Origin of the sequence: Shouchella tritolerans, from assembly GCF_025770735.1 — a bacterium.
GTDB classification, from domain to species: Bacteria; Bacillota; Bacilli; order Bacillales; family Bacillaceae_D; genus Shouchella; species Shouchella tritolerans.
The window spans coordinates 106,335-125,080 of sequence record NZ_JAODPB010000006.1; the positions used below are offsets into that span (position 1 = coordinate 106,335).

Sequence of the window (18,746 nt, forward strand, 5' to 3'; positions counted from 1 at the left end):
TAAGAACTCACTAGACTCAATAGAAGCTTAATAAAACACTCTATTTCCCTTTGATGATTTATGTCAGAGAACCATTTATCATCGATGTGACACGTCTTATTTAAGACGCTTCTATCTCAGTGAATTTGTCAAACATGAATGGAACGATTAAAAGTCACTAGATTTTTTAGCGTCTATCTGTATTCTTTTTACGCATTCTCGCAAAAAACTCATAAACAATTGGAACAATGACAAGTGTTAACAATGTAGAACTTGTTAATCCACCAATGACCGTGACCCCTAACCCTTGTGATATAAATCCGCCATTTTCTGAGCTGATGGCTAATGGCAATAGTGCCCCAATCGTCGCAAGTGCAGTCATTAAAATAGGTCTTAAGCGAGTAGAGCCGGCTTCTAGCAACGCTTCTCTAGTCGATAACCCTTGTTTCTCATTACGGATCACTCGATCGATGAACACAATCGCATTTGTCACCACTATGCCAATTAACATCAGCGCTCCAATCATGGCAGACACATCAAGTGGAACTTTGGCTATCCATAAACCAACTAAACTTCCAATGATGGTAAATGGTAAAGAAAACAAAATCGTAAATGGCGTCAGTGCGCCACCGAACGTAATGACTAAAATAAAGTAAACAATTGCGATTGCTGCAACCATTGCCAGCCCTAATTGAGTAAAGGACTCGGTAATTTGCTCAGAGACTCCCCCAAATTGAATACTTACCCCTTCTGGTAACTCCATCTCGTCTAGTTTATTTTCGAGACGATTGGAAACACCGGCCTCATCTCTGCTAACAACATCCGCTTTAAGGGAAGCATGCATTTTTCCATCTCTGCGAGTCATCGTTTCAGGCGACTTTCCTTCTTGAATAGTGACTACATCAGAAACAGCAATAGACGTTCCGAGAGGGGTTTGTAGTTCCATTTCCTCCAAATCCTCAATGGTGTTATACGTTTTTTCCTCTATTTCAATAAATACATCAATCGATTCCCCTTCATGTTTAACGGTTGTAAGGATTGGGGTTTCTTTTCCTTGGCTTAAAATTGTTCCTATTTGCGCCGTTGTTAAACCATATTGACTCAACTTGTTCTGATCAGGAATAAGGGTATATTGATCATATGCTTCTGCTAGACTAGATTCGACTTTATCCAAGCCCTCATGTTCTTCCATAACCGGCAACACATTATCAACAGCACGTTGAATATCGGCTATGCTCTCACCGTATACATATACTTCGATTCCACCACCTGTCATGCTGGCGAATTATCGACGCTTCCCCACTCGCCCCGCTCTGTATTTTCGTTTAATGCCTTCATTACCGTGATGCTATCTTTGCTTATATCAACATCTTCATCAAACTGGATAAAAAATTGGGCCGAATGATCATCACCGACTCCCATCATAGGACCGGATGGAGTTCCCCCGCCGATTGAATAATGATAAAGAGCAATGCCATCATAACCACTTAAAAATTGTTCTGCATGTTGAACGACTTCTTCTATGTCTTCCTGCGTCTGGCCTGGCTCTGGGCTGTATGTGACGGTCACTGTGCTTTGTTCGTCACCTGGTAAGAAGCTAACGCCTATAGAAGGAATTAAAAACAAACTCAAGATCAAGATGACGGTGGCACTGCCAAATGTGATGAGCTTATGGTTAAGCGCCCAGTCTAATACGTTTTGATAAAGAGAAGCCAGTTTGCCAGTGCCTTTTTTGCCCTTTTTTTGGCGATGGATCCCTTCTACATTCTTTTTAAATAGTGAATGAGAAAGCATAGGGACAATCGTGACGGCCACCAGTAAAGACGCAGCTAAAGCAAATACAACAGCTAAAGCGAATGGTAAAAACATTTCTCCGACCATCCCTTTGACGATTCCTAAAGGTAAAAATACGGCTATCGTCACAATCGTAGAAGAGAGAATCGGAATAAACATCTCCCTCGTTGCTTCTCTAATTAATTCTTTTCCACGTCGTTTCTCGCCAGGTAAATGCATGCGCCGATAAATGTTTTCCATCACGACAATGGAATCATCAATCACTCGACCTACAGCAACTGTAAGTGCCCCTAATGTCATCACATTTAAACTAACATCCATTTGCCAAAGTAGAAAAAGGGCGATCAATAAAGACAATGGAATCGATACGATGGAAATGAATGTTGTTCTAACATTTCTTAGGAATAACAAGATAATAATCACAGCAAAGATGATGCCAAATAACGCTTTATCTAACATTGCATTAACGGATTCTTCAATAGGCTCAGCCTGATCCATCGTTGTTATCGCTGTAAAGCCCAACTCTTTTTCAAAGTCTGCAATCGCTTCTTTGACAACGTTTACAACTTCAACCGTATTTGCTTCCGGTGCTTTCACGATCTGAATCCCGATGGACTCCTCGCCGTTTGTTCTGGAAATAGACTCTACTTTATTAACTACTTCAACATCAGCTATTTCACTAAGTTTGACAGTAGTTGCTTCTCCATCCCCATTCTGTTCGGTTATGGTTTCATGTGCAGATCGGGATTGCCCCAAAACATCGTCCTGTTGTTCCGGAACGCTTCCGGACTGTCCTGTATCCAATCCAGCCGTTGATTGTGGAGGTATAGGTAACTCCAAAGCCTTTAAGTCTTCTACCGTCTCAATATCTCCATCAATGACGACATTTTTGATCGTTCCACCAAAATCAGTTAAGCCTAAAGGGAATGTCATATCTGATCCTTGAATTGTTTGTTGGACTTTTTCATCATTCAACCCATACTGCGCCATTTTGTCTTCGTCAAAACGAATCGCGACTTCGTTCAGTTGTTGACCGGACATCTGTATTTTTGCCACACCATTGATTCCCTCTAAAGCTGGAATCACTTCACGTTCTATAGTGCCTGTTAATTGTTCTAGCGTAGCATTAGCATTACTAATACTTACAGACATCACTGGAAACGCATCAAAACTTAAACGCGAGACTTGCGGACTATTGGAACTCTCAGGTAAAGAAATATCAGCTAGCGCTTCTTTTACTTCATTCGTCGCTACGTCCATATCTGTATCGAAATCAAAACCAAGTTGCACAGATGAAGCATTTGCCATTGAAGAAGAGTTTACTAGTGTAACGCCTTTTAGGTTTTGGATCCTTTGCTCAATGGGAACCGTCACATCATTCATGACCTCATCCGGTGTAGCACCAGGGTACGAAGTAACAACAGATATGCTTGGAAACTGAATATCGGGCATCATTTCTTGTTTCATATTGAGTCCAGAAAATAGGCCGATACAGATCACCATTACCGTTAAGATCCAAACTGCAAATTTGTTATTCAAAGAAAAATCAATTAATTTTTTCATGGGACAATACCTCACTCATTTTTTGCTTTCATTTTTTCTTCATTAACTATGTAGAAACAGAGATTGTATGGAATGAGAAATATCCAATATTAAAGGAATATGGGCGAAATGATTTTCAGCGTTGTTGTCTTAGTTGTGGATTGTTGTCAGGACGACTTAGTGGAATATGCATTTATTTTGTAAAAAGCGGATTGTCCGAACTCACGTAGACTCGCGTGGACAATCCGTGTGAGGGAACTTCATAGTCCAAAAGTTACTTTCATTTCTCGTTTATTACCCTTAAAAAAAGCATGAGTAAATCTTATGTTACTTCGGTTGGATCTTTTAACAAAACAAACACTCTGCTCTCAACATGGATTGATTTCTTGATAAACTAGCTAAGCAAGTTTAAATCACCATTTTCAAAAACTTCCTCTCTTAATCCTTCTCAAGTCCTTTCTTTATGAGATTCATTTGGGTTCTGTAATTATTTATTGCTTCTTCGATACTAAGATCTTTAGCAAATTTTTCACTTAGATTTTGAAAAGTAATCGTTTTAATGATTTGGATGGCGTAATAGAGTTCTTTATCGTTAGAAACATTAAGCTTATCCATATCTATCAATTGACTCACTACATTCAAATTCTTGTCTAGCCCATTCTGATAAATCATTTTTGAAAAGCTACTCTCTACTTTATGGTTCATGTTCATTAGTGCATTCCCAAAGAACCTTCTATTTTCACTCTTTTGCAGCTCTTTTAATATTTCATGAAACATCACTTCCATCGTATGAAATAAATCGCCATGAGCGTTTTTCAACGTCATCAGAAATTTTTGCTGTTTCTCCTTGGCATAACTATTTAATATATAAAAAAAGGCATCTTCTTTATCTTCAAAGTACTGGTAAAAACTCCCCCTTGAGATTTCCGCTTCTTTTACTATATTCGCAATAAGTGCATCTGGTAATGGGACTCTAGAAAACTCCTTTCTTGCAGCGTTTATAATGATTTGTTGCTTGCCTTCAGGTAAATTAAAAAAAGTTGAATTCGGCAATCTTATTTTCTCTCCTTTTATTGTAATGACACGGTGTCATTTCTTAGAACCAAGACTAAATGACACCGTGTCATTTGTCAACTATTTTATGACACAATGTCACTTTTCATGCCTTGTCATATACGTATAAAACCGTTTTTCTATCCTTAGAACATGCTAAAATTAACCAGTTAACAAAAAGCAAAGATTCTATAACGCACACTATTAAACATTGACTTTCCCTTTTTAGAGAGTTACAATCATTATAGTTAACTGGTTAATAATATTGATTAAAGAAAGATAGGTGAATCAAATGAATAAAAGAGAACAAGCACTCGAAGCACTGGAACAAGTCATTAAAGAAAGAGAAGCAGCTGACAGAAGAAGGAAGGCAATGAAAGGCAGCCAGGAGGAAGCGATTGTTTCTGATTGGACACTGACTCAATTACACATTGTGGCGATTGTAAAAGAAAAAGAAAGAGCGAATAATACCATGCTCGCAGAACATTTAAACGTATCGAAACCAGCTGTTACAAAAGCAGTAAAGAAATTATTGGATCAGCAAATCCTTGAAAAAATACAACAAGCAGATAACAAAAAAGAAGTGTTTTATCGTCTAACGAAATCAGGAGAGATGCTCGCCTTTATCCATGATCAATTGCATGAACAAGCAAGAAATCGTTACATGCGGATTTTTGCTGAATTTAATTCAACAGAATTAGAAACGATTATTCGTTTTTTACATGCTCTTACAGAAAATATCAAGTCACATTAAATAGAAAGTAGGGAATCAGGTATGACGCGACAATGGGCTCATGGAAAACTGCTTATACTGTATTTGTTGAGCATTAGCAGTTTTTTTGCTTCCTTGAATCAAAATATTTATACACCGGTCATTCCCCTTATTCGAGATACCTTTAACGTGTCAATTCATTGGGTCAACTTCACAGTGAGCAGTTTTATTCTGACTATAGCGCTTGTACAACTCTGTTTAGGGTCAGTAATCGATCGAAAAAATCAAAAAAGGTTATTAATACTAGGGTTTGCCTTAATGGGAATGTCGACGATCGTTTGTGTATTCACCAATCATTTTATGCTCTTTACGATTTGTAGGATGATTCAAGCGGTTGGGGCTGGAATTATCCCCTTGGTAACAATCAATATGATTTCACACGTATTTAAAGGGGAAGAAAGAGGAAACGCAATGGGTACCTATCAGATCGTACTTACTCTAGCCCCAGCGGTTTCTCCAGTACTCGGCGGATTAGTAGGAGAGTATTTTGGTTACGAAGGAATCTTCCTATTTCTTTCGCTTATTTCTGCTATATTGCTTTTGTTCATGATGTACGTACTTCCTGACAATGGTAATAAAAAAGAGTATTCGCAAAAGCACGTTAGTTTTTTACAAACGTACCGTTCCGTTTTTTCTAATCGTGTTGTTTTTATAATGATGTTGATAAGCTTCTTTGTGTTTTTTATATACTTTGCTATTCTTGTATTTTTACCGGTATTACTTCGGGATCATTATCAAGTTGATTTACAAAACATCGGATTATTGTATTTACCTCTAACTGTAAGCATGATTATAGGCAGTGTGCTCTTTAAAAAGTTACAAAGAAAAATAGCACTAGGTAAGCTGTATAGAGCCACTCTGTTTGTCATGCCAGCGTTGATTATCCTTTTTGGCATACTCCATACGAAAACGATTATCGGTTTAAGCACGTTGTTGTTTTTATATGGCGTCACTATCGGTTTTGCGCCCCCATTGTTTTCGACAATGATCAGTAATAAAATTTCAGAATATAGAGGTGCTGCCTTAGGAATGTTTAATTTTATCCGTTATTCCGGCATGGCCATCGGCGGTATGTTTACAGGATTAAGTCAAGTTCTACCGAGTACATTCATCTTTATTTCTTTAGGCATTTTGCTATTGATTATTTCTTTTTGCCAGTATCCTCTTTTCATGAGAAAAGGTTTGTGACGGACTGAAGTCTCCTATTTTATTTTCAGGTTAGAATGGTTTGATTTCTTTTTTGTTAGTATAACTTCCCCCTGCTTTTTCAAGTACAAGGGAAAGATTAATAGCTCATGCAAACAACCATTTCTTCGAATTATGATGAAGAAATGGTTGTTTATGATTTATGCCGATCCTAATACTTCATCCTTTGAGAATAAGATCCTTGAAGGAGCAGGTATTATTAGAAAATTAGAATTCATTTTGTTTCTAGCTTTTCTCAATTATCCCCAACAAGCTTGACAGCTTTACTTTTGCTATCCAATTGTCGAATTTTTGGAACGCAGTTCATTGGTAGGTATAGATTAGGTCTTTTATTTACGCACAAATTCTTAAAATATATGTGTATTCCAATTAATGTAATTAATGTTGAAGTCCCCTAACAAACATGTTACGCTCATTTTATCGGTCGATAAAATCGAGGAGGGGCGTTAAGATGTTTTTAGCAATCAATGAAATGAAGCATTCCAAATTACGCTATGCCTTGGTGATAGGTGTTATGTTCTTGATCGCCTATTTGGTCTTTTTTTTAACGGGATTAGCCTATGGCCTGGCACAGGAAAATCGTATGGTCGTAGATAAATGGGACGCCGATCACATATTATTAGCGGAAGAATCAAATAACAATTTAAACATGTCAATGGTCTCAACAAATGTATTTGACGACGTTTCCGCTGATAAGAAAGCGATTTTAGCGCAAACTGCCGGTGTGATCACACAAGAAGATGTCGATGAAAAGGTGAATGTTCAGTTTTTTGGCATTGTGCCAGACCAATTTTTAGTCCCGAACATTATTGAGGGAGAAATGTTTGCAAACGATAATGAAACAGTTGCTGATGTGAGCTTAAAAGAGCAATACGGCCTGTCATTAGGAGATCGTATAACATTAGCAGGCAACGAGAAAGAATTGACAATCGTTGGTTTTACAGAAGATGCAAAGTTCACTGTATCGCCAGTTTTATACACGTCAATCAGTGCTAACCAAGAAATTCGTTTTGATCAGCCAGAAACAGTCGATGAGGCGCCTATTAATGCAATTGTGACGAGGGGGCAACTGAATGACACGCCAGATGAGTTAGAAACAGTAAATATCGCCACTTTCATCAATGAACTTCCTGGTTACAGTGCACAAGTACTAACGTTTGGGTTTATGATTGGATTTCTCATTATCATTGCCGCCATTGTTATTGGCATATTTGTTTATGTGCTGACTATGCAAAAGTCGGAAATTTTTGGGGTAATGAAAGCTCAAGGCATTTCTAGTCGATATATATCAACTTCTGTTATTGCGCAAACGTTCTTATTAACATTATTAGGTGTCATGATCGGCTTACTGTCAACTTTGGGTACATCCTTGCTGTTGCCAGAAGCGGTGCCTTTCCAAGTAAATATCGAATTTTTCACAGGAATTAGTGGGCTCATCATACTAATCGCTGTTTTAGGTGCATTTTTCTCAGTAAGAAGCATCGTAAAAATTGATCCATTGAAGGCAATTGGATAGGAGTGAGAACATGGGGGCAATTGAATTTAAACAAGTGAAAAAAACGTTCAAAGATGGTGCTCATACAATTGAAGCGTTAAAGAAAACAGATTTCGCGGTAGAAAAAGGAGAGTTTGTCGCTATTATCGGCCCATCTGGTTCTGGAAAAAGCACGTTTCTAACGATTGCCGGTGGATTGCAAGCGCCTTCCGAGGGAGAAGTATTGATTAATGGTAAACCTTTTAGCAAAAAGAAAGAACGAGAGAGAGCCAAACGAAGATTTAAAGAGATTGGATTTGTTTTACAATCATCAAACCTTGTGCCATTCTTGACAGTACAACAACAACTACAGCTTGTTGATAAAATAAGCAAAGAAAAAAGAAATCAGACAGCCGACCACCTCTTTACACAATTAGGCATTGACAAATTGAAAAAGAAATACCCAGAAGAGCTTTCTGGCGGTGAGCGTCAACGAGTCGCGATTGCTCGAGCTTTGTACCACGACCCGACGATCATTTTAGCTGATGAGCCGACCGCAAGCTTGGACACAGAAAAAGCGTATGAAGTTGCTGAGATATTGGCAAAAGAAACGAAAAAAAACAATAAAGCAACGATCATGGTTACCCATGACACACGTTTAATCGATTATTGTGACCGTGTGTTAATCATGAAAGACGGGACTTTGAAAGAAAACATGTAACATAGAAAAAGGAGCACAACTAAGAAAAGACAATTATACAGTGAACAATGCCTTTCGATCAAAGCCCATTGTTGAAGGAAGTAACATTAAAATCGATGTTTCTAGGTGATTAAACATGTATGATAACATTTTAAATGTAGCTGAAAAATTGTTTATGCAACAAGGCTATCAGGCTACATCCACAAGACAAATTGCTGATACTTTAGGGATTACTCAACCGAACTTGTACTACTATTTCAAGAAAAAGGAAGAGATTTATTACCATGTCATGCTCCGCTTGGCCACAGAGGTATCTGGAAAGTTAGAACGGATGTCTTCAAATAAGCAACAGCCTTTTGAAGAGAAAATACGAAACATGGTTTATTATTTGCAGCAACGCCACCCCTTTAATCTGTTTATGATGTTGCATGACATCCAACATACGTTATCGCCAGACATTGCAGACAAATTATTTGTCCTTTGGACCACGTCCTATAAAAAACCGTTTATTGAGCTGCTAAAAGGCAGTAAGTTGCATCTCAGAAGCACGATTGATCCAGAATTTGCGGTAAGCCAACTGTTTATCTCGATTTCCTCTTACTTTCATGCACCTCAAAAAGAGGGGCAGATCGACCGTGCCATTGATCTCTTTTTATATGGAATATTGGATGAATAAAACTAAGAGTGAATTAAAAGCAGTTTAAGGAATCAACAAATTTTATAGTTAAAAGTACACAAAAACACATAGCAATGAAAAGAGTGTTAGTAACTTGTAAAAGGGTTCAAACCCTCTCTAGATTGATTAAAGGAGTGAACATTCTCCAATTCTTGCCTGTATTCGTGGAAGAAACGGGACTTGGCATTGTCCACCCTGCTAGCGTTGTTTCTTTGATTTAATCGGTCTTTTAGGCTCGTCTACAGTCGTACTTTACCTTTATTAGTGTAGTAGTGATCTTTCCCTTGATCATCTCGTAAGCAAGATGGTCAAGGGAATATATCGTGATCACGCACCCGCACATTGAAATTTGCGAAAGCTAAAAACGAATCATTTTGGCTGCAATCCATATAACGAGTATTAAAGCGATAAGAAACTGAATCCAGTACCCTTTTGTAGAAGGACCACTTTCCTTCCTTGCCACCGATTTAGAGAGAATCAATTCCATTGTCCAGATGAGCCACAGTGCTAAAATCCCTTTGATAACGTATAACCATGGGAATTTGAGTACGATTAACATTCCCAGCCCGGAAACGATCATAATCACGTATAACAAGCGCAATAGCATTTGCGTTATTTTTTTGCCCTTAGGTTTTCCTATTTTTAATAAAATAAATGCGAGGAAAAAAAGCAAAATGGTAATGCGCCACAAACCTGCATGTGATTGAAATAATAGGTCCAACATTTTTAACATCTCCTTCTATAATGATCTGCTACTCATTTTTGCAGTGTATACACCCTTCTGCCATTGCCATCATGTTATAAACCAACATACTCAATAATGATAATCATTCTCAATAAAAAGATGCAAGAATCCCCTCACTTTTAAAACGCCCACCTGGTAACGAAAGTGCAATGAATGCAGATATCGTTCTTTATACTAGATTTTCAGCTTCTAAACGACATGCACATATTCAATTGCTTGATCAAAGATGTGTGATGTTTACCATGGAGGGAGTGGATACAGAATTCGAGTGTTGATCGTCTCCTCCGAGCTCCAGCACCGCAACAATACGTTCCTGCGGTCGAACCCCAAATCGCTTACTCTGTTCCTGATCATAAATCCATTCCGGAATCATGCGGCGCGCGTGCCACGGTTTGGAATTAGCCAATAATAGAAAGTTCTGGACCAAACAACATATCGCTGCGTAATCCTCTTCTTGCTTGTGGAGATCGGCTTCTTCTTTAGCTACAACGAATAGGAACGTAGTATCTCTAGATGAAGTTCGAAGTATGCCAGACGCCTCATTGCCTGTTACATAAATAAAACGCCACGGTTCTCGTAATCCATCGTTCGGTGCCCAGACGGCATCATTCAGCAATTCAAGAACGCTTTGTGAAGTGACTCGATGATCATCGTCCCCACCGATGACGGTCCATTTCTGTTCCGCAGGTGTTCTTCTTTTTCGGGTTCTTGGTGTTTTTTCAAAGTATCCTATGTTTAAAATTCCGGCAAATCTCTCCCCTTCCCTCAAACCAATTTCCTTAAAAAATGATTTGCTTTGAATAATTTGCTCCGTGTACCACAGCATCCCTAAACCATGTTCCCAGCCTAGCAGTTGAAAATTTTGCATGACGCTACAGACTGCAGCATAATTTTCATCACTCTGTCGCTGATTTATGGCAGATTCTGCAATAAAGATTAAGTGAGCAGGGGTATCTGCTACCTTTTTCGTTAAAAAATCCACCATTTTGTTGAGGCCAAGTTTGCCAAGTTTGCCTTCCTTTAATTTAACGGTCATGCTCTCAGCCAGCTTTTGACGTGACTCATACGTGCCGTAGTAAATACAACGCCACTTTGGCGTTTCCTCAGCTACGTACAAACTAGCTGCCTTATGCAGCAAAGAAACGACTAGGTCTTTTTTTACCGGAGTTCCATTGAATTTCCGAATCGATCTACGTTCTCTTATCGTCTTAGAATGAATCAAATGCCATTCCTCCAATAAATGTTGATTTGTAAATTCGTTTTGCATGTCCATCAAAATAATGTCCTTGTCGAAACAGGAAAATGTCTCAACCTTTAGCACCAAGGCCATCCTTGTATATTTAACGACTTAACTGACTGCGCTAGGTGATTCATGTCAAAAACATACGTTGTATGAGTAGGCACTACTGACATGATATGCCGCTTCCTCTAACACCATTGGAACAAAGCAAAGAATCGTTCATCATTAAGTTCCAAACTAATTTAAGATTCATCATCTACTCGTATTTTCTGTCTTTTGGTCAGTGACTTCTCCAAAGCAAGCACAACCATCGCCAATACAACCGTCATGGCCGCAAGAATAAAAGCATTGCTATAGGAAGAATCAGCATGTCCATTTAATATATTCCATTGTCCACTATTAAGTTCAAGAAAACGACTAAACAATGCAGAGCCAATTGCAGCGCCTAAAAAAATCATAAAGGTAAATAATCCTGTACCAGTACCAGTCTCATTAGGCGGCAAAATTTCCGATATGCGATTAGTAAGAGCTGATTGGTTCGCAGTAAAAGCTATGCATACAACAACCAACAACACAGAAATCCAAATGGGAGAGGCTCCGACGATCGTAGAAAGAGCCAGAAAAGCAATGGCCATGATGGTAAAACTAAATTGATTCATAAACCGATTTCCCCGTTTGGCAATGACTGTTCCAATTTGCGATCCTAAAATGACTGTCATCATCCCTCCTGGAAATAAAACAAGACCAATCAAACTCGTTGACAATTCATTCACTTTTGAAAGCATTAAAGGAAGTATGAAAATCGTTGCCATGTAAGCAATGGCGTTTAATAAACCCATGAAAAGAACGAGACTAAACGAGACATTTTTTAATATCTCAATTTTAATAAACGGCTCGTTTGCACGTTGCGCTTGCCAGACGAAAAGAACAAAAGAAACGACTGCAAGGATAAGTAGCCAAGCTGTCACATTCATTCCCATCAATAGGGACGTAATGGCCAACATAAATAAAACGGCTCCCACCTTATCAAAATGACTGCCAGTCTTCACTTCCTCCTTCGGTGCATATTTAAGATAGAAAGGAAGAGTAATTAAACTGAAAAACGATAGTAAAAATAAACTGCTCCATCCGAAAGAATCCGTTAAAAACCCACCCATTATCGGACCGATTGCACTACCAAGTGACACCATGGCAAACACCATGCCAAGCGCATAACCCCGTTGTTCTTCTGAAAAATACCGTGCAGCAGCTACTAAGCTTAACGTCGGAAGAGTTCCTCCTCCGACTCCTTGAAGGATTCGGGCCACAATAATGAATGAATAGTTTGGACTGATGAATCCAATTAAGGAGCCTGCCATAAAAATAGCCATTCCAATAACAAACAATCGACGAATCGGATACTTGTCAGATAATTTCCCAATTGCCACAGCTGCAATGCCGTTGAACAAGCTAAAAATGACTGTAATCCAACTTACTTCAGAAGGTGTTAAAACAAATACCTTTCTAAATTCCGGAATTGCGACATTCATCATTGTTACATTCATTGCATTAAACAACACCATGTAGCACATGGAATAAAGTAATACCTTTTGTTTTCTTGTCATTTTTAATCCCTCGTATTTAAATGATTCTTTCAAAAATATGCCTCTGTTCCTGAAATACAAATTTCAAGGGGGCAGAAACAACCACGAAGGAATAAAAAGTATATACTTTTTATGAATCATTATATCTCCCCTATTTTGTTCAATGTAAACCCTCCATTCGTTTTTTAAATCAATATCTATTGTTAATAAGTAAACTAAATAATTTAATAGCAAATCACATAAATTCTCCTCCCTCCCTTTATTTTTGTTAACATGTAAACAATATAATAGGTAAGTTGGGTTTGTCAATTTTTCGGGATCATATTAACGTGTGAGCATAACCAGAAAAACAACTGAGCAATGGGAATCCCACTGTAATATTCACGAATTGATTGTCTATAATGAATATGGTATGTTAGTTTACTGATAAACAAAATTCGCGGACGGATTACGTCAAAAGAGAAAAACTAGAACAATCGTTCAAGATAAAGATGGCTCGGACTAAGACAGAACCTATTATTTAAAATGTCCTGTTCTACTCACCGTCCTTCTCCAAATTGCGTTCAACTTTGATTTTAAGCTGGCTATAGTAGAAGATCGTATTGTAAAGAAAGGAATGATAAGGATCATGGATCCATCTGAGGGACTTAAGCGATTGCTATACGAGCGCTTTCTCCACTTTACGCATTTATTTGAACAAATTTTTGCTAACGAGATTGATGAGTTCGTACATCTCGCACGGTTGCAAGGCATTGCCTCATGGCCGAATAATATAACAAGTATTCACGTCGTTGATTGCATCGGCAACAATGAGCCGATAAACAACACATCTATTGCTGAGAAAATGAATTTGTCCAAGGCGAGTATTTCAAAAATTACCGCCTACCTAATTAAGGAAGGCTACATTAAACGAAGCCAAATGAACGATAACAAAAAAGAAGTATATTTTTCCCTTTCGTCAGAAGGCAAACAGATCTTTGAGGTCCATGCGATGATGCATGAAATGCTAGAGCGTAGATTTATTCGTGCATTTGACTCATTTTCCAATTCAGAGCTACAGGCTTCACTAAAATTTTTCCAAACAATGATTGATCAAAAAGACGACATTCTGAAAGGGGACGAAAGATAGTGGATTTACAACTTTACATCTAGTAATAAATGGACCGTCCAGGCATATCCCATATCGAAAGGAAGGAAGCATTACGTTCTTTTTTGGTGCCAACTTCGCCGGATATGTCTTTAGAGTAAAACGAAATCTACCTAGAAAAAAGGTCCTTAAGATTGTTTTAAGATGAATGTCGAGCCGTGACCTTGTATACCGTTGTCGTTCAATCTGCAGTCGATTCTTCCTTAAGCGGAGTGGCAACAGCGACCAATTCTTTGTTTCGTTCGTTAGGACAAATGTTGGGGGCTTCCGTGTTCGGCAGCTACTTTAACCCCCGGATTGTTCATCACATGGCGACCGAAAACTTGAAAAGTGCGGATATCAATCAAATGAACAGATTGATCAACGCATCAGGCACTAATCAGCTTCCCCCTTCGATGCTATCACAATTGCAAGATATTCTAGTTTCCAGCATCCATGATGTTTTTATCGTGTTCCAGGGGTTAGCCATAGTATGTGTGTTAGCAACGCTGTTATTGCCGAAATCCAATCATAGCAGAGCAAATCGTGTAACCAAGTCCCAATAAGCAGTTTCGAATGAGGTCAACCTGGAGTGGGATTTCAGGTTGACCTTTTTTCTAATTGAATCGATCTGAAAAACCTTCTAAGAAAAGCGCAGGCGCTCGTTTAGCTTATGTACAAACTTTTAGAGGGCCTGACGAGATAAAGGAAACACGATGAACCCGAAGGATGAATCGATGTTGACTTACGCAAGCAGGCACCGAAAGTTTGCTAGTCGCTGGGCGCTGGAGCTAGATCCAACATTAGCCCAATTTATACTTTCCTATCCTGTAAAAAATGATATTTATCATTTCAAAGAAGTGATACCCATCACTACCGGCCCCGGCGGCTCTTCGATATGCTTTTAATACAATAAATCAAGGAGGCACGAGGAATAATGAGAAAAGGTTTATTAATCGGTTTATATGTGGGAGTTATTTAAGGGGCTACCAGTGTTGCCACAGCTTACCTGTTAGGTGCGGTAATAGGCCTGTGATTCTCCCAGTTAAATTGGACCTCCATTGCGGTTGCATCGATCATCGCAACTACCGCCGGGGCAATGATTTTCGTAAAGTGGTTTCAAAAAACTGCAAGACCTTCACTTTATTATGTTCTGCTAACTGGGGGTGTCACTCTGTTGTCGTCACTCAATGTTTTGGCTAAGCCCCTTGCAGATCCATTCGGAGTTATTGCACAGCCGATGCATGTCGTGGTCTTCTTACTGTCGATCTGGTTCCGAAGTGGTTGAAACGCGGGAAGCAAGCCCAGGTTTCCGGAACCCCGATAAACCAACGACAAAGAGTAAGGTCAATGACTCATATGATAGTCCAAAATGGTGAAGGTGGTAAAAAAATGTCTCGCATCAGACTCCCGTGGGAAACAATGATGTTGCTTCCCCCGTTGATTTCTTTGATTATCTTTCCGCAACCGACAGGGTACAACTATCTATTGTTTTTTATCATCGCTACGGCTCATTTGATCAGCATTATGAATACGAAATACCGAACTTTTTTCATCATAGTTCAACTGGTCGCGATTGCTTTTTGGGGGGCTTTCTTGAACCCGTGGGAATTGTGCTTCGGCTTTTATCCCGCTTTGGTGATCGGCAAATACTCATCTTACCGTAAAATTACTGGGATGACTGTACTCATGGCTGTGCTCTTTGCCGGGGCAACTGGGTTCTATTTCTTGCGAGAGTCGAATCCATTGTACCTTGGCTGGTACTCGATTCTTCTCATTCTTTTCTTGTTGCCCTATATAGTGAGAATGATCCGGAAATCACATGAAATGAAATTGGGGTTACAATATGCCAATGATGAAATTTCCCGGTTGATAAAAAATGAAGAGCGCCAGCGAATCGCCCGTGATCTTCATGACACGCTGGGCCATACCCTGTCTCTGCTTACATTGAAAGGGGAATTGGTGGAGCGGCTGATTCCCCAGAATCCTGATCAAGCCTCAAAAGAAGCACGTGAGATCCAGAATATTTCAAGATCCGTTTTATTGCAAGTTCGGGAACTGATCAGTGATATGCAGGCCATCGATCTCGATGAGGAGTTGCAACAGGCGGCCCAAATTTGCGAGTCTGCCGGAATTTCATTCAAAGTGGAACGGAATGATGAACTTTCGGGAGCCACACCGATTATCCGCAATATTCTGAGCTTATGTCTCCGCGAATGTGTCACCAATGTTGTGAAGCACAGCGGCGCGCACAAATGCACAATCCGCCTCGAAGAAGGCCCAGGAAAATACATTCTTCAAGTGGAGGATGACGGAGTGGGCATTACGAAAGAAAATCACGACCGGTTCGGCAGCGGCCTGTTGGGTATGAAAGAACGGTTATTGCTGATTGAAGGGAAACTTGAAATGGAAACCAGGGAAACAAAAGGGACGAAAATCACGATCAGCGTGCCAAAAGTTAAGAAACCACGATAACGGAGGGAATCCAATGAGAATCGTCATTGCCGAAGATCAAGGAATGCTTCGATCCGCGGTTAGCCAGTTGTTGGCCCTGGAAGAAGATATTGAAATTGTCGGAGAAGCCAACGATGGTGAACAGGCTCTCCAACTAATTCAAGAAAAAGACGCCGATATTGCCGTGCTCGATATAGAGATGCCTTTGTTAAGCGGACTAGAGGCAGCAGAAAAATTGAGGGATGAAGGCAGTCAATGCCGAGTCGCCATTGTGACCACCTTCGCCCGAAGTGGGTACTTGCAACGTGCCGTGAAGGCCGAAGTAATGGGGTATTTGCTAAAAGATGCGCCCGTGTCCGAATTGGCGGAAGCACTGCGAAAAATTCATGCGGGCAAGCGTGTCTTTAGCCCGCATCTGACTTTTTCCATGATGGAGGAAATCAATCCACTCACGAAACGAGAATCCGAGATTTTGTTGCACCTAAAGAAGGGAGATTCAGTCCAAGAAATCAGTAAAACTCTCTATCTCTCTCCTGCTACGATCCGCAACTATATCTCTGAAATTATTCAAAAGTTGAAAGCCAGAAACCGGATGGATGCCGTCTCGATTGCCGAAAATAAAGGATGGCTGCCGGAATAACTTTTTTTGTAAAACAAAACGGATTGTATGGTGCAAGACTAAAGAGTAAAAATTTATTTAGGAGAGAAGGAGAAAAAAGTGCCACATGTCATTGAAGTTGAAGGTTTAACCAAACAGTACGGGGAAACTCGAGCCGTACAGGGGATTTCTTTTACGGTCGAAAAAGGAGAAATTTTCGGTATTGTTGGTCCGAACGGCTCTGGTAAAACGACAACGATTGAGATTTTGGAAGGACTGCGGAAAAGAGATTCCGGAAAGGTATACGTACTTGGCCATGACCCCGGTAAGGAATCCGACCGCTATCCATTAAATAAAAAAATCGGGGTGCAGTTTCAGTCCACATCCATACAGGAGTTAATGAAGGTCAAAGAAGCGATAAATCTGTTTACCTCTTTTTATGACACACATCACGTCCTGAACATCATTGAACAATTGCATTTGAAAGACAAACTCAATTCGTATTTCAAGGATCTTTCCGGTGGCTGGAAACAACGAGTAACGCTCGCTTTAGCCGTTTTGCATCAACCCGAAATCGTTTTTTTGGATGAACCGAGCATGGGGCTTGATCCGCAAGCACGCCGCGAGTTGTGGGAAGTCATCCATACCCTGAAGGAACAAGGAACCACCATCTTGGTCACAACGCATTATATGGAAGAAGCCGAAAACCTTTGCGATCGGATCGCCATGGTGTACGACGGCCGAATCCGGGCACTTGGAAAACCGAATGTGTTGCTCGAAGACCTTGCAACAAACTACCTAACGTTTGAAAGTTTCGATGTGGATCCTGGTGTATTGATCGCCCTGCCCAGCGTGATTCATGTGGAGAAATCCACGTATCGAGTGAGAATTCAAACGGAGGATCTCCAGCGTTCTGCCTACCTAGTTTTAAAAGAATGTGAAGAACGCGGTTGGAAAGTGGCCGCATTCCGTTTTGAGCGAGGCACCCTAGATGATTTGTTTGTCCACCTGTTAAAGGAGCGATCAGCATGAATAAAATTGTGAAACTGTCGGTAATAGAAACAAAGTTATTTTTTCGAGAAAAAATGGCCGTGTTCTGGACCTTTTTGTTTCCGGTTCTAATGATCTGGCTATTCGGGACAATGTTCGGAGACGCAAAAATCGGTGGGATGACTTACAGCAATGCTTACATTCCTTCTTGGATGGCCGTGAACATCTTGACCACTGCGTTTTTCGGAATTGGAACGGTGATGGCCAACTATCGAGAAAAAGGTATTTTGCGACGCTATCAGGTTACAACAGTAAGGCCTTGGATGGTGTTAACGGCGCAAACCGTGCAGGGAACCGTCATTTTTACCATCAGCGCCGTAATTATTCTCATTTTTGGATACCTCGTCTTCAATTTACATGTACCGAAATATTTAGGAAGTACCCTGTTGGCCATCCTATTAAGCCTGGTTGCCTTCTTCCCGTTCGGACTGTTGATCAATTCTATTGCCAAAAACGTTCGGACTGCCTCAGCCATCAGTTCACTTGCCTTGAATTTGATGATTTTTCTATCGGGAGCCACCTTTCCGATTGAATGGATGCCAAACGTATTACGTGTTATTGCCCACATCCTTCCGCTATACTATGTCATTGATTTAATAAGGCAAACATGGAATTTCACACCGATTTGGGAGAACGGCGTGGATGTCGCGGTCCTCATTAGTGTCGCCATCGTGTCGATCATTTTGTCTTCACGGTTTTTCCGCTGGAGCGGGGAATAAAATGAAAATGTTATGATTTTTATCGAAGAAAGGTG

14 protein-coding genes and 1 pseudogene are annotated in these 18,746 nt (G+C 39.9%); 10 read left to right on the plus strand and 5 right to left on the minus strand.

Annotated elements, in window-relative coordinates:
* Positions 1-166: 166 nt before the first annotated feature.
* Positions 167-3,336, minus strand: a pseudogene (locus N6H06_RS18540) (efflux RND transporter permease subunit).
* A gap of 417 nt (positions 3,337-3,753) precedes the next feature.
* Positions 3,754-4,368 (minus strand): TetR/AcrR family transcriptional regulator, encoded by a 615-nt coding sequence (locus N6H06_RS18545; protein WP_263707679.1) that lies wholly within the window; start codon positions 4,366-4,368, stop codon positions 3,754-3,756.
* A gap of 292 nt (positions 4,369-4,660) precedes the next feature.
* Between N6H06_RS18545 and N6H06_RS18550 the strand changes: the two genes are divergently transcribed.
* The 5 genes from N6H06_RS18550 (at position 4,661) to N6H06_RS18570 (ending at position 9,196) form a co-directional block, all read left to right on the plus strand.
* Positions 4,661-5,122 carry a MarR family transcriptional regulator gene (locus N6H06_RS18550; protein WP_082808437.1) on the plus strand — a complete coding sequence of 154 codons (462 nt, stop codon included), beginning with the start codon at positions 4,661-4,663 and terminating at the stop codon, positions 5,120-5,122.
* A gap of 21 nt (positions 5,123-5,143) precedes the next feature.
* Positions 5,144-6,328, plus strand: coding sequence for an MFS transporter (locus N6H06_RS18555; RefSeq protein ID WP_263707680.1), 1,185 nt, complete (start codon positions 5,144-5,146; stop codon positions 6,326-6,328).
* 469 nt (positions 6,329-6,797) lie between these two features.
* Entirely contained in the window at positions 6,798-7,862 is a 1,065-nt protein-coding gene (locus N6H06_RS18560; RefSeq protein WP_263707681.1) for an ABC transporter permease, read from the plus strand.
* 10 nt (positions 7,863-7,872) lie between these two features.
* Positions 7,873-8,541 carry an ABC transporter ATP-binding protein gene (locus N6H06_RS18565; protein ID WP_062750304.1) on the plus strand — a complete coding sequence of 223 codons (669 nt, stop codon included), beginning with the start codon at positions 7,873-7,875 and terminating at the stop codon, positions 8,539-8,541.
* A gap of 115 nt (positions 8,542-8,656) precedes the next feature.
* The gene (locus N6H06_RS18570) at positions 8,657-9,196 is read left to right on the plus strand and encodes a TetR/AcrR family transcriptional regulator (protein WP_062750305.1); all 540 of its coding nucleotides are present in this window, start codon (positions 8,657-8,659) and stop codon (positions 9,194-9,196) included.
* A 358-nt stretch (positions 9,197-9,554) separates the two neighbouring features.
* Here N6H06_RS18570 and N6H06_RS18575 read toward each other — a convergent pair whose 3' ends face one another.
* From N6H06_RS18575 to N6H06_RS18585, 3 genes are all read right to left on the minus strand, one after another.
* Positions 9,555-9,920 carry a DUF1516 family protein gene (locus tag N6H06_RS18575; RefSeq protein ID WP_062750306.1) on the minus strand — a complete coding sequence of 122 codons (366 nt, stop codon included), beginning with the start codon at positions 9,918-9,920 and terminating at the stop codon, positions 9,555-9,557.
* Between the two features lie 241 nt (positions 9,921-10,161).
* Entirely contained in the window at positions 10,162-11,262 is a 1,101-nt protein-coding gene (locus N6H06_RS18580; protein WP_263707682.1) for a nitroreductase family protein, read from the minus strand.
* Between the two features lie 161 nt (positions 11,263-11,423).
* Positions 11,424-12,785 (minus strand): MFS transporter, encoded by a 1,362-nt coding sequence (locus N6H06_RS18585; RefSeq protein WP_263707683.1) that lies wholly within the window; start codon positions 12,783-12,785, stop codon positions 11,424-11,426.
* Positions 12,786-13,392: 607 nt separating this feature from the next.
* Here N6H06_RS18585 and N6H06_RS18590 point away from each other — a divergent pair.
* The 5 genes from N6H06_RS18590 to N6H06_RS18610 all read left to right on the plus strand — a co-directional run bounded on the left by N6H06_RS18590 (position 13,393) and on the right by N6H06_RS18610 (position 18,711).
* On the plus strand, positions 13,393-13,893 hold the full coding sequence (locus N6H06_RS18590) for a MarR family transcriptional regulator (protein WP_263707684.1): 501 nt from the start codon (positions 13,393-13,395) through the stop codon (positions 13,891-13,893).
* A 1,347-nt stretch (positions 13,894-15,240) separates the two neighbouring features.
* Positions 15,241-16,365, plus strand: a complete 1,125-nt coding sequence (locus tag N6H06_RS18595) for a sensor histidine kinase (protein ID WP_263707685.1) — start codon at positions 15,241-15,243, stop codon at positions 16,363-16,365.
* 13 nt (positions 16,366-16,378) lie between these two features.
* Positions 16,379-16,984: a response regulator transcription factor gene (locus N6H06_RS18600; protein WP_062750311.1), complete on the plus strand. Its 606-nt coding sequence runs from the start codon at positions 16,379-16,381 to the stop codon at positions 16,982-16,984.
* A gap of 78 nt (positions 16,985-17,062) precedes the next feature.
* On the plus strand, positions 17,063-17,974 hold the full coding sequence (locus tag N6H06_RS18605; protein ID WP_263707686.1) for an ABC transporter ATP-binding protein: 912 nt from the start codon (positions 17,063-17,065) through the stop codon (positions 17,972-17,974).
* A complete protein-coding gene (locus tag N6H06_RS18610; protein ID WP_062750313.1) occupies positions 17,971-18,711 on the plus strand; it encodes an ABC transporter permease in 741 nt (246 codons plus the stop codon). Before N6H06_RS18605 ends, N6H06_RS18610 begins: the two co-directional genes overlap by 4 nt.
* Positions 18,712-18,746 lie beyond the last annotated feature (35 nt).

Bases quoted from the DNA above. Each gene is read 5' to 3' on its own strand.
- N6H06_RS18550 (WP_082808437.1), top strand. From the start codon at position 4,661: ATGAATAAAAGAGAACAAGCACTCGAAGCACTGGAACAAGTCATTAAA.
- N6H06_RS18555 (WP_263707680.1), top strand. From the start codon at position 5,144: ATGACGCGACAATGGGCTCATGGAAAACTGCTTATACTGTATTTGTTG.
- N6H06_RS18560 (WP_263707681.1), top strand. From the start codon at position 6,798: ATGTTTTTAGCAATCAATGAAATGAAGCATTCCAAATTACGCTATGCC.
- N6H06_RS18565 (WP_062750304.1), top strand. From the start codon at position 7,873: ATGGGGGCAATTGAATTTAAACAAGTGAAAAAAACGTTCAAAGATGGT.
- N6H06_RS18570 (WP_062750305.1), top strand. From the start codon at position 8,657: ATGTATGATAACATTTTAAATGTAGCTGAAAAATTGTTTATGCAACAA.
- N6H06_RS18575 (WP_062750306.1), bottom strand. From the start codon at position 9,920: ATGTTGGACCTATTATTTCAATCACATGCAGGTTTGTGGCGCATTACC.
- N6H06_RS18585 (WP_263707683.1), bottom strand. From the start codon at position 12,785: ATGACAAGAAAACAAAAGGTATTACTTTATTCCATGTGCTACATGGTG.
- N6H06_RS18590 (WP_263707684.1), top strand. From the start codon at position 13,393: ATGGATCCATCTGAGGGACTTAAGCGATTGCTATACGAGCGCTTTCTC.
- N6H06_RS18595 (WP_263707685.1), top strand. From the start codon at position 15,241: ATGACTCATATGATAGTCCAAAATGGTGAAGGTGGTAAAAAAATGTCT.
- N6H06_RS18600 (WP_062750311.1), top strand. From the start codon at position 16,379: ATGAGAATCGTCATTGCCGAAGATCAAGGAATGCTTCGATCCGCGGTT.
- N6H06_RS18610 (WP_062750313.1), top strand. From the start codon at position 17,971: ATGAATAAAATTGTGAAACTGTCGGTAATAGAAACAAAGTTATTTTTT.